General features: G+C 40.5%; 12 protein-coding genes. 7 read left to right on the forward strand and 5 right to left on the reverse strand.

What is annotated here, in order from left to right; all coding sequences use genetic code 11:
- The 6 genes from QXS89_07130 to QXS89_07155 form a co-directional block, all read left to right on the forward strand.
- On the forward strand, window positions 1-240 hold a 240-nt coding region (locus tag QXS89_07130; GenBank protein ID MEM3831946.1), incomplete at its 5' end, for a zinc ribbon domain-containing protein.
- A 204-nt stretch (window positions 241-444) separates the two neighbouring features.
- Window positions 445-1,737: an ABC transporter substrate-binding protein gene (locus QXS89_07135; GenBank protein ID MEM3831947.1), complete on the forward strand. Its 1,293-nt coding sequence runs from the start codon at window positions 445-447 to the stop codon at window positions 1,735-1,737.
- 38 nt (window positions 1,738-1,775) lie between these two features.
- Window positions 1,776-2,564: an ABC transporter ATP-binding protein gene (locus QXS89_07140; GenBank protein MEM3831948.1), complete on the forward strand. Its 789-nt coding sequence runs from the start codon at window positions 1,776-1,778 to the stop codon at window positions 2,562-2,564.
- Window positions 2,551-3,273 carry an ABC transporter ATP-binding protein gene (locus tag QXS89_07145; GenBank protein ID MEM3831949.1) on the forward strand — a complete coding sequence of 241 codons (723 nt, stop codon included), beginning with the start codon at window positions 2,551-2,553 and terminating at the stop codon, window positions 3,271-3,273. Before QXS89_07140 ends, QXS89_07145 begins: the two co-directional genes overlap by 14 nt.
- A complete protein-coding gene (locus tag QXS89_07150; GenBank protein MEM3831950.1) occupies window positions 3,270-4,166 on the forward strand; it encodes a branched-chain amino acid ABC transporter permease in 897 nt (298 codons plus the stop codon). Before QXS89_07145 ends, QXS89_07150 begins: the two co-directional genes overlap by 4 nt.
- A gap of 3 nt (window positions 4,167-4,169) precedes the next feature.
- Window positions 4,170-5,228, forward strand: a complete 1,059-nt coding sequence (locus tag QXS89_07155) for a branched-chain amino acid ABC transporter permease (protein ID MEM3831951.1) — start codon at window positions 4,170-4,172, stop codon at window positions 5,226-5,228.
- Window positions 5,229-5,332: 104 nt separating this feature from the next.
- Here QXS89_07155 and QXS89_07160 read toward each other — a convergent pair whose 3' ends face one another.
- The 4 genes from QXS89_07160 to QXS89_07175 all read right to left on the reverse strand — a co-directional run bounded on the left by QXS89_07160 (window position 5,333) and on the right by QXS89_07175 (window position 9,185).
- Entirely contained in the window at window positions 5,333-6,079 is a 747-nt protein-coding gene (locus QXS89_07160; protein MEM3831952.1) for an SIS domain-containing protein, read from the reverse strand.
- A 1-nt stretch (window position 6,080) separates the two neighbouring features.
- Window positions 6,081-6,587 (reverse strand): GNAT family N-acetyltransferase, encoded by a 507-nt coding sequence (locus QXS89_07165; protein MEM3831953.1) that lies wholly within the window; start codon window positions 6,585-6,587, stop codon window positions 6,081-6,083.
- Between the two features lie 302 nt (window positions 6,588-6,889).
- Entirely contained in the window at window positions 6,890-7,876 is a 987-nt protein-coding gene (locus QXS89_07170) for an AbrB/MazE/SpoVT family DNA-binding domain-containing protein (protein MEM3831954.1), read from the reverse strand.
- A gap of 112 nt (window positions 7,877-7,988) precedes the next feature.
- Window positions 7,989-9,185: an anhydro-N-acetylmuramic acid kinase gene (locus QXS89_07175; protein ID MEM3831955.1), complete on the reverse strand. Its 1,197-nt coding sequence runs from the start codon at window positions 9,183-9,185 to the stop codon at window positions 7,989-7,991.
- Window positions 9,186-9,261: 76 nt separating this feature from the next.
- Here QXS89_07175 and QXS89_07180 point away from each other — a divergent pair, with 76 nt between their 5' ends.
- Window positions 9,262-10,386 carry a serine hydrolase gene (locus QXS89_07180; GenBank protein MEM3831956.1) on the forward strand — a complete coding sequence of 375 codons (1,125 nt, stop codon included), beginning with the start codon at window positions 9,262-9,264 and terminating at the stop codon, window positions 10,384-10,386.
- 63 nt (window positions 10,387-10,449) lie between these two features.
- Here the strand turns inward: QXS89_07180 and QXS89_07185 are convergent.
- Window positions 10,450-11,580 (reverse strand): dicarboxylate/amino acid:cation symporter (locus tag QXS89_07185; GenBank protein MEM3831957.1); only part of this gene is annotated, 1,131 nt, incomplete at its 5' end.

Genomic DNA, 11,580 nt, shown 5'->3' on the forward strand with positions numbered 1-11,580 from the left:
TGTCCGAGATGCGGGAGCAGGTTAAAGGACAGCGGTGGTAGAGTGTTAAAGTGCACTAGATGCGGATTCACAGGAGATAGAGATGTGATTGCATGCATAAACCTGTTCTACAGGTACTCAAGATGTGGGGGTCTAGGGGTGCCCCTGAACGCCCCTAAGCCCGATGAGAACCCGAGCGGAATGCAGGGGAAAAGAGATGAGGCGATGAAAACAACTTACATAAACCCACATCAGAGCTGAACCCCAAAGGATATGCTCCCTACGGACAGATCATAGTATTCAAATGATCGATGGGAAATCTGTAGAAGGGTCAAAGAATCTGAATATAAGTATTTCCAGCTGTCAAAAACTTTTACCTTTTATGAGTGTATAACCTTGAGACTATGGGTTATTATCATATGTATTTATATTCTTCATTAAAACATGGTATGTGAGGGTAGTTCTATGACGAGATTCTTTAAAGCTTTAACACTTCCAACAAGTGTTTGGGCTGTGTTAATAGTAGTATTTCTAGTAATAGGCTTTCTAGTAGGATACTTTATTCCAAGACCTACAGCCCCTGGTGCACCTGCTGTCTCAGGACTTCCTAAGGAGATCCCTATAGGAGTTCTAGTTGCTCTAAGCGGTGCTTACGGTTCTTATGGCGTTAGAGAGGAGGCTGCAGCTAAGCTTGCTGAGAAGGATATAAATGATTTTGTGAGTAGACTGGGACTCGATGTCAGATTTGTATTCTATTACGAGGATTATGCTACTAAACCTGATGTAGCTCTTCAAAAAGCACAAGCACTTGCCGCTAGAGGTGTGAAGGTGATTGTGGGTGGTCTTATTAGTGGCGCTACTAAGGCTATAGCTTCATATGCTGAGGCTAATAAGATAGTTGTTATCACAGGATCTTCAACAGCTGCAAGAAAAGATGTGGCACCACCAGCGGGATTCGTATTCAGAGTTCTTCCCTCGGTAGAAGCTGAGGGTGTTGCCACGGCTAATCTCATACTGAGTCTTGGTATTAGAAATGTCATGATTATATCACCTGAGGAATCTTACTCGCTATCTTTTAGAGACGCTTTTGTAAATGCTTCAAGATCTATGGGTTTGAACGTGGTAGCTGATCTTACGTTTCCTACAGATACTAAGGATTTCAACCCACTAATAGATAGTATGGAGAGAGCAGCCGCACCTTATCTAGATAGAAAAGAGATGATCGCTGTAGTAGCTAATACATGGGAGGATCATGCTACAGTTCTACTTACACAAGCTAATGCTAGAAACAGTCCTCTTCTTAAACTCCTATGGTTTGCATCAGACACGCTACCACTAAGTACCGTAGTGATAGAACAGGTAGGACCTATAGCAGAGAGAGTAAAGCTGATCGGAGGTTTATTCACAGGAGCAGCTTCGAAAACAGCAGATCATGTTAGGAGCTACATGCTATCAACATTAGGTCAGGAGCCTACTGTATATGCTTATGCAACATATGACGCCGCATGGATCGCAGCTCTAGCAGTGCTTCTCGCAGGCAGATACGATGGTGATGCTATAAGAACCGCCGTTCCTCTAGCTGCTAAGATCTACTGGGGTGCTACAGGAAATATAGAGTTTAACGATGTAGGAGATAGAAGTTATGCTGACATGATATTCTACGGTGTTGTAGGTGGTAATTGGACGCCTGTAGCCTTATACAGAGTTCTAGAGAATAAATTCTACTGGCTTACAACAATAGAAGTTCCTAAACTATGATTTTTTCTCTCTATCAAGCACATGGTTAGGGGAGGATAATGAGAAGTTCTTCGGAAGTTCATCTGAAGACCGTGAATATTACTAAGAAGTTTGGCGGTTTAATAGCTGTTAATAAGGTCAGCATAGAGGTTTTGAAAAGCTCTATAACTCTTCTGATAGGTCCTAACGGTTGTGGAAAGACAACTCTCGTGAATACTATAACAGGTGTATACAAGCCAGATGGAGGAAGAGTTTACTTTAACGGCGAAGATATAACAGGATTACCTCCAGACCAGATCTATAAGAAAGGACTTGTGAGAACATTTCAAATACCTTCTCCATTCACCAAGCTCAGTGTTCTCGATAATCTTCTGGTAGCAGCTAGAGGCAACCCCGGAGAGAGGTTTAGATATCATTTGTTTAAGAAAACATGGCTGGAGTATGAGGTGAGAGCGGTTGAGAAAGCATTTGAGATAATGAGAATACTTAACATAGAGAGATACTGGGATAGAGAGGTTTCAGAATTAGATGCGGGAGCTCTCAAGCTGATAGAGATCGGGAGAGCTCTTATGTCGGATGCCAGCATGATAATACTAGATGAACCTATAGCAGGTGTCAATCCTAGACTTGCTCATGATATATTCTCTCACATAGTAAATGTGAGAAACAAGCTCGGCATAACATTTCTAATCATAGAACACAGACTTGATATAGCTCTTAAATACGTAGATCATGTCTATGTAATGAATCAAGGCATGATAATATCCTCAGGAACACCCTCAGACATCGTGAGAGATGAGAAGGTTAGAACTGTATATCTAGGGGTGAGTAGCAGTGCTGGTAGTTAGAAATCTGAACTCGGGTTATGGAAAGATCCATGTTCTATATGATATCTCACTAGAATGCAGAGATAGAGAGATTCTAGCAGTGCTAGGTCCTAATGGAGCTGGCAAGACCACTCTTCTAAACAGCATCTACGGTCTAGCAGATGTATATTCTGGAGTTATAGAGTTAGACGGCGAGAATATAACAGGAGTACCACCTCATAAGAGAGTTAGAAGAGGAATCTCATATGTCTTCCAAATGTTCAATGTATTTCCAAATCTCACAGTATCTGAGAATCTAAGACTTGTAGCAAGATTCGCAGGGTTAAGCAGAGATGAGATAGAAAAACGTTTGAGCGAAGTATACGAGTTATTCCCCGTATTAAAAGAGAGAGAGAAACAGATGGCAGGTACATTAAGTGGTGGAGAGAGACAGATGCTAGCTCTTAGCATGGGGCTTATGAGAAGACCTAAGATTCTTCTGCTAGACGAGCCTACGGCAGGACTTGCTGTCAAATATGTTGACATGCTTATGCACAGGATTAACGTTCTAAGAAAGAATATGAAGATCTCCGTGGTATTAGTAGAGCAGAATGTACATAAAGCACTTGAAATAGCAGACAGAGTTGTTGTTCTGGTGAGCGGCAGAATAATATATGAGGGGACGCCCTCAGATCTCTACTCGAAGCATGATATACTAGAGATGTATCTAGGTGTTGGTGAAAGAGCTTGATCGATACTTTAATTGGAGGAATAATACTCTCATCACTACTCTCACTAATGGCTATGGGTATAACACTTCTATATAGAACTACTAAGGTTCCTAATTTTGCTCACGCATCTTTCGTGACCACAGGTATTTTCGCTACATTCACAGTATACTTGTTTAATCAACCAATCTATCTAGGGATTCCACTAGGTTTCATAATCTCAGGATTGGAAGCTCTTCTTCTATTCTATCTAATCCTAGAACCTCTGAGAAGAAGAAGATCTTCTGTATTCATTTTAATGATGGCAACGCTAACCTATGACATACTCTTATTCGGCTTGATAAACATCTACGCAGACTATCTTCAGTATACTTATAAAGCTACATCGAGGAACATATATCTGGCAGGAGCTGATCCCAAGATCTTCGGAGTTCAAGGGATTCTCATAGTATCAATCTCCATGCTAATAGCAAGTCTAGTACTACTCCACATATTTCTCAGTAGAACAGCTTTCGGAACAGCTCTTAGAGCTGTTATGGAGAATGATTCTCTAGCACTGGCGAGCGGTATTAATGTGAGTACAGCTCTCGCTGTCTCATGGTTCATAGCTGGAGGACTTGCTGGAGTTGCCGGAGCATTGCTTCCTCTACATATAATGTGCAGTCCTTCAACAGGAACTATTCTTATAGCTGCTATGTTTGCAGCAAGCATACTAGGCGGATTAGAACAGGTGTATGGTGCTCCGATAGGTGGCTTTATACTAGGTCTTGCTGAAACACTTCTGGTCTCATGGCTTTCTGCAGTGCTAGGTCCTTGGGTTATGACTTACTCTGGAATGATACCTTATATAGCACTTATAATAGGTCTGATCTTCTTCCCAACAGGCTTGGTCTCTATAAGAGTGAGAGGTGTCTAGCCTATGATTCTAGATCTTATAATATTATTCATTCTAGATCTTCTAGCACTCTTAGGAGTTTATACCATTCTAACTCTCTCACTCAATGTGCAGAGAGGATATGCTGGGATCCCTAACTTCGGTCTTCTCTTCTCATTCGCAGGAGGTGCTTATATAACGGGGAGTCTTGTAGCGAGAATAGGATTTATTCTAGCAGGTGTGAATACTGATATAGATCCTATATCGAATTCTGTTGGTGCTATAACGATATTAAATCCCATCCTCAGATCTAATGCTCTTCTCACGATAACACTAACAATAGTAATACTACTCATAAGCATGCTTATAGGAGCATTACTAGGTCTAATACAGCTAGGTCCTGTGATCAGGCTGAGAATAGATTATCTAGCCATAACACTGCTGGCATTAGGAGAGGTGCTGAACTATATAGCTACAGTGTACAAGCCTTTTATAAACGGTGCTCTAGGAGTTGTAATCCCAGATCTCTTCTCATGGGCTGGATCTGAGAATAGATTCACAGTAGCTACTCTAGAGATTCTTCTAGTAGCCCTCCTAGCATTCCTATACGTAGAATACCTCGGCAGAACACCTCTCGGCAGAGTTCTGAAAGCAATAAGAGAAAACGAGATCGCGGCAATCTCGCTAGGGAAGAACCTGGTTGTCTACAGAGCTATAGCAATGACCATAGGCTCGGCTCTTGCAAGTATTGCAGGAGCTCTCTGGGCATTATATCTAGGAGCTATAACTCCAACTCTCCAGAGATTTGACTGGACATTCCTACCATGGCTCATGATCTTTCTCGGAGGCATAGGAAATAATCGTGGAGTACTACTGGGAACATTCATATTTGTATTAGTAAACAGAGTTCTAGTATATATGAAACAATACCTAGTAGGAGTACTTCCCTTCGATATAGTATGGTTTGACTACATATCTCTAGGAATCATAATGACACTAATCCTAATATATAGACCTCAAGGACTACTACCAGAAAAACCCTATATATCTAGAGAGATTAGAGAGATACTAGCCAGAAAGAACTTAGGAAAACAAACTCATTGATCTCTAAACATTATCTTCTGAATACATTAGATTTATCTTCTGCAAAACCCATATATGCGGAAGATACTATAAGATGAACACAGATACTACTGTTTCTCTCAAGATCAGAGATGTTTGATTCTTGTGAAATACTTTTCAACAAGACTCTTATTTATCTCGTTTCCTCCTGGAATATTAACGCTAACCCATATCTCTGGCTCGTAGCCTTCTTCTATTAATCTTTCTACTGTCATGATCTCGATCACATGAGCTATGAATGCGTTTACAATAGTTGATATAGGAGCTATTCTTCTTCCTCTCAGCTCTTTTACTTCTATAACTGCATCTCCTTCAGGAACCTTATTATCAATAACGATATCTGCAACCTCATAGAGTTTCTTACCATATCTATTAGAAGGTTTGAGTTTTCTAGAGTACTCCACAGAAGTGATACCTATAACTCTGCAACCTCTCTCTCTAGCAAGCACCGATGCCTCGACGGGGACTGCATTCTTACCGGAGTTGGATATGACCATGAGAATATCGCCTTCTGAGAGTGGGTAGTATTTAACTAGTACATCTGCATAACCGCTGAGCTTTTCAATATCTGAGCTTTTAAGAGCTCCTCCGAAAACTCCTAGAGAAGGATCTAGTATTGGGTAGACTCTCGCCAGACCTCCAGCTCTGTGGAACATCTCAATAGCTATAAGCATTGAATGTCCTGTGCCGAGCACGTAGATCATCTTCTCTCTAATGATAGCTCTTGCAATCTCTTCTGAAGCTCTCTCGAGATTTTCTCTCTCTTCATTAAGAATCCTGTCTATCACTTCCACCAGCTTATCTCTATATTGAGAAACATAACTCCAGCTCATGCTAGCTACCTCTACCTGTATAAGTTCTTCTCTTCTTTCTCATAATATACTCAGATTCTCCTTCAATTATCGCATCTCTAATCTCACCTACAACCTCGTAACCTAGAGATCTATAGAATCTGATCGCATTATAGTTAAATGATGATACTAACAGAAACACATTATCTCTATATCTGAAGATCGTCTCCTCGGCGAATCTCACGAGACTTGAGCCTACTCCCAAACCTCTGAATCTCGGTGATACTGCAAGAGCTCTGATATATCCTCCTAAAGGAAATCCTTCGAAGATCCTGAATAATATAAAACCAGCTATATCTTCTCCTACTTCTGCAACCACTGCTCTACCCTCTTCAATAGAATCTATTACAATATCAAAGCATACATCCTTTGTATACCCAAGCACTGTATAAGGTTCTGTGCCAAGCATTATATCACAGATCTTCTTAATATCGATAATATCTGCATATCTCAATGTTATAATTCTATCATTCATATAATAAGATCTCACAATACACGCCTCCATAATCTATTGATAACCTATGGTTAAAAGAAAGTATTACGTAACACTATCTCGTGACATATCTAGCATTATATAGTGATCGGAGGTTGAATAGTTAGGTCTAATGATTTAAAGAGAAATAATAGTGCTCTTCCATCCTAGGGTGTAGAGCCTTCACATGTAAATTTCTTTGAAGCTATCTCATTAGAATATCTTTAGAGCTCTCAAATAGCGCGTACGCAATTAATGTAATTAAAACAGCAGGAGCGAGATGAAGGTAATGTGGTTTGCAACATTTGATATCGAGTATTCTAGTTTTGATGGTTCTTAGAATCTTGGATCGAGTATATTATGGCTATCTCTAATAATCCTTCTATACCGTTTAGCAGTATCTCTGCTTCTGCTAGTACCGGCTGTATAGATGGAGGTGATGTTATCATCTGATTTTTAATATGTCTCTTCAGATCTACTACTTCATTGAAATTTCTACCGATCTCATTGTTATCACATGTATATCTTATACAACCTATAGATTCTCTGGCGACTTCTATCATTTTGGTGAAGAGCTTTACACTATCATTTGAAGTAGCAACTCCATTCTCCTGGTGCCTCCATGTGATTCTATCAATAGAATCAACTATGTCTTCTAAGATCTTTATAAGCACTATATTCGCAACATATCTAACCAAGCCCTTATTATCCAGATCTCTTCTGATCTCTCTCGGAAGTTCTTCTACAAAGGTTTTAAAGAAAGTGTAGTAGAATGTATCCATCTTATCTTCGATCTCGTGAATTAGTTTGGCATGATATTCGTCGGATTGAAGCAGGAATCTCTCTAGATATTCTAAAGATCTCTCAACCATGTCTAAGGATCTCTTCATGAGATCTATGTAGTGATCCTTCTCAAGAATCTTACGAGATGAAGAGGAAAACTCTGAAGTATTTCCACGCAGACTTCTTAAATATCCCAGCATGTATTTTGTTAAAAATTCTTTCAAATGAAATCTATCGGTTTTGAGAAGATTCATTGAACTGATCTCTCGACCTATACTCTGGATAGCTTTAGAGTCTACAGATCTCATCATAATATTCTTCTTGCTCGCATCTCTATCACCTGTTCTAGAAGGATAGAGAGTTATAGAACCATCTTCATTCATCACAAGAACAACCTCCTCGCCTGCTCTAACTCCTAGAATTGAAATCCATTTCTTGGGAATCACAACAGCTAGAGATCTTCTACCAACACTAACTATATGACGAACTGCTACTCTGAGAATTCTCATATTCTCATATATCATGTGTATCAAGGAGGGATATATTCTATCTATTAATTCGAAGAATCTTAGGTCATCTAAGAGATCTCGACTGCATCTACAGATCTCTATAGACGAGCATGAGATCCTTAGAGATCTAGAGAGCTATCTCTCCTAAAACAACCTGTCTCCTGGCACCAGTAGCTCCAGGAACATTATTAGGCACACCACTTAAAGTCTCGTGTGCCAGTACCGCCATTCCGAGTGCTTCTTTCATCTTTGAATCTATCCCTAGATCCTCGTGTCTTAGAATTCTCATACCAAGTCTTCTGAATCTCTCTTCAAGCAATTTCATTAGAGTCTTGTTTCTGGTTCCTCCACCTCCTACTATTACCTCCTCGATCTTCACTCTCGGTAGTATGAAGAGCTCGTAGTTTCTTATTATACTCTCTACGGTGAACATTGTAAGTGTTGCTATTATATCCTCTTTTGAGAGACCTCTAGAAACAGCTCTTTCAATAATCTCCTTAGTCATTCTAGCTCCGAAGAATTCTCTTCCCGTGGTCTTTGGAGGCGGCTGTGTTATATATGGTATTCTCATGAGTTCTTCGAGGAGGTTTCTATCTGGAGAGCCTCTTGACGCGATCTCTCCATCTGGATCGTATTTAAGATCTCTGTACAGCATTGATACAGCAAGATCTATGAGAGTATTCCCAGGACCTGTATCAAAAGCATAGACTTCATCCAAAGATGCATTGGGAGGCAACACAGTGACATTGGCTATGCCTCCTATATTCTGTACAGCTCTTCCAATTCTCTCATGTGTTAGAAGTGAGTAATCTGTATATGCTATAATAGGTGCTCCGAAGCCTCCCACAGCTATATCTCTAAGTCTGAAATTCCCTACACTTAGAACACCCGTCTCCTCAGCTAGAACTTGAACAGATCCTACTTGGAGAGTGCATCTAACCTCCATATCACATACTCTCACATACTCGGGATAGTGGTATACTGTCTGACCATGAGAACCGATAAGATCTATCTCATCAGATCGAATTCCTAAGTATTCTAAGACTTTTTTAAAAGCTATTCCGAAGAATCTTGCTACTAGAAAATTTAGCATACAAATATCATGAGCACTTCCACCGCTCATGGTATTAATTATAATTCTCCTAAGCTCCTCGGGATATTCTATGACATCACTGCCTAGAACCTTATATCTTATACCTCTTCCATGACCTTCTAATTCTACGATAATCACATCAACACCATCAGCACTAGTTCCAGACATCATCCCAGCTATAATTCTTCTCTCTAGACTGATCTTTTCAATAAGTCTTTTGATCAGGTTCAAATCCTTTCTCCAAGATATTCATGCTATATCTATATAATTATTATAATTCTGTGGAAAAATCCCAGGGTGTGTTCACTTGATAGAGTTTGGAGATCTCGAAGAGCTGGGATTCTCAAGAGAGAGAGTAGAGAGAGCTCTAGGATTCATATGTAGTTATTCTGAGAACAAGCTGATACCAGGTATAGAGATCCTGGTCATAAGAAGAGGATATGCTGCTATTCACAAAACCTGTGGATGGGCTCAGACGATTCCTAGGAGGAGACTTCTAACTCCTGGAATGCTCTTTGATCTAGCTTCTCTAACCAAGGTTCTCGCAGGATCTATTGTAGCAGGAATACTGGTTTCAGAAGGTTTGATTCATTTAAAGCAGAGGGTTTCAGAAATTCTGCCAGAGTTCTCGAGAACTGCTGCTGGTGTTAATGAGATCAAGGATAGAGTGAGGATCTGGATGCTACTCACACACTCATCAGGACTGCCTCCATGGCTTCCTCTATATAGGATTTCCAGGTCTAGAGAAGAGATCTTTTCAGAAGTTCTCAGGGTATTCCCCTCATACTCACCTGGTGAGAATGCTATTTATAGCGATCTAGGATTTATACTGCTTACGAAAATATCTGAGGAAGTCTCTGGCGAGAGATTCGATAGATTATTCGAGAAGACTGTAGCAGGAAGACTGGGTCTTAAGAACACTCTATACAATCCTCTCACAAGAGGCTTCTCTACAGAGAATATTGTATCCACAGAGGTTGTAGAAGGCGGAGAAGCTCTGACAGGAGTTGTTCATGATGAGAATGCTAGAGCTATGGATGGTGTCTCAGCACATGCAGGACTCTTCTCAACAGCTTTCGAAACAGGTTTAATATCTCTCGAGCTTCTCAGATCATATAAAGGCGAATCAGATCTTCTGATACCTCCAGCTTATGCTAGAACTATGTTTAGTAGATGGATATGTGGAGACAGATGCTATGGGCTTGGCTGGTGGATCTATGATAAGATATCAATAGAATCAGGAGGAGATCTTCTTGGAGAAGGTTTTGGACACACAGGATTTACAGGAACATCGATCTGGATCAGTCCTATCTATGATCTCATAGTAGTTCTCATGACAAACAGAGTGCACCCGAGTAGAGATAATAGACATATAGATAGACTGAGAACAATAGCTCATAACATGATACTATCATCATTAAAGAGATTATAAGAAGATAGTTAGCATAAAAACTACCGGTTAAAGAGTTATGATAAAAACATATGCTTGAAATAACTAGCTAGAACTGGCTAGTTTAAGACCTACAAGCCTCGTTATCAGAATAGTACACGCGTTATCTCCAGAGACGTTAATCGCTGTTCTTATAGCATCTGCTATAGGATCTATGACCAGCATTATACCCACTCCCTCTAGAGGAAGTCCTACCACTCCTAGAACGAAGGCGAGCATTATAGTCCCTCCACCAGGTATGGCTGCCGTAGCCACAGATCCTATGATTGCTGCAGCAACTATCAGACTTATGTGGAGAGGTGTCAATGGTATTCCGAAGAGCTGAGCTATGAAGACTGCTGAGAGAGCTTGATATAATGCTGTTCCATCCATGTTCACTGTAGCTCCTACTGGAAGTGTTATTTGAAATACCTCATCTGGAACTCCCATTCTCTTGGCTGCTTCCATATTGTACGGCAGTGTGACGGCAGAAGATCTGGTTGTAAAAGCTATTAGAAATGGTGTAGACTGGATCTTAAAGTATTTTAGAGGATTCAAGCCTCCGACCATTACTATGATGCTGTATACTATGAAGAAATGTAGAAAGGAGAAGGTATACTGAGACAGTAGAAACCTGCCGTAGGCTCCCAGCATCTGAGGTCCGTAAACAGCTATGAGCCATGCAGCGTAAGCGAATATAGCTACTGGCGCGTAGTACATTATAATCATGACCATGGTTATCATCAAATCTGAAGCTAGCTTGAGAAATGAGTACAGCCTCCTACCACTCTCACCTAGAAGTACGGTAGCTATGCCGAGTATTATGGCGAATATTATCATAGTCATAGCTCCTCCTACTGTTAGAAGACTATTGAAATCAGTCTGGAAGAAGCTTAGAAGTATATCCACTGCTGATGGAGGTTTTGGAGGAGTGTAATCTGCTGGAGGTTTTAAACCTACTCCAGCACCCGGGTTGAATATCTGTCCTGCTATAACTCCTAGATATGCTGCTATAGCTGATGTGCCTATGTAGATTATCAGCATCCATATCATTAGCAGACCAAGCCTACGAAGATCAGCCATAGAAGCTACTGCAGCAGATATGGTGAAGAATATCAGAGGAGGTATGATCACTCTTATAAGTCTTACAAATATATCTCCCAAAGCCTTAAACCATGCAGCAGCACTAGCTCTGGT

It is taken from the genome of Sulfolobales archaeon, assembly GCA_038881635.1.
Taxonomy (GTDB): Archaea; Thermoproteota; Thermoprotei_A; order Sulfolobales; family AG1; genus WYEN01.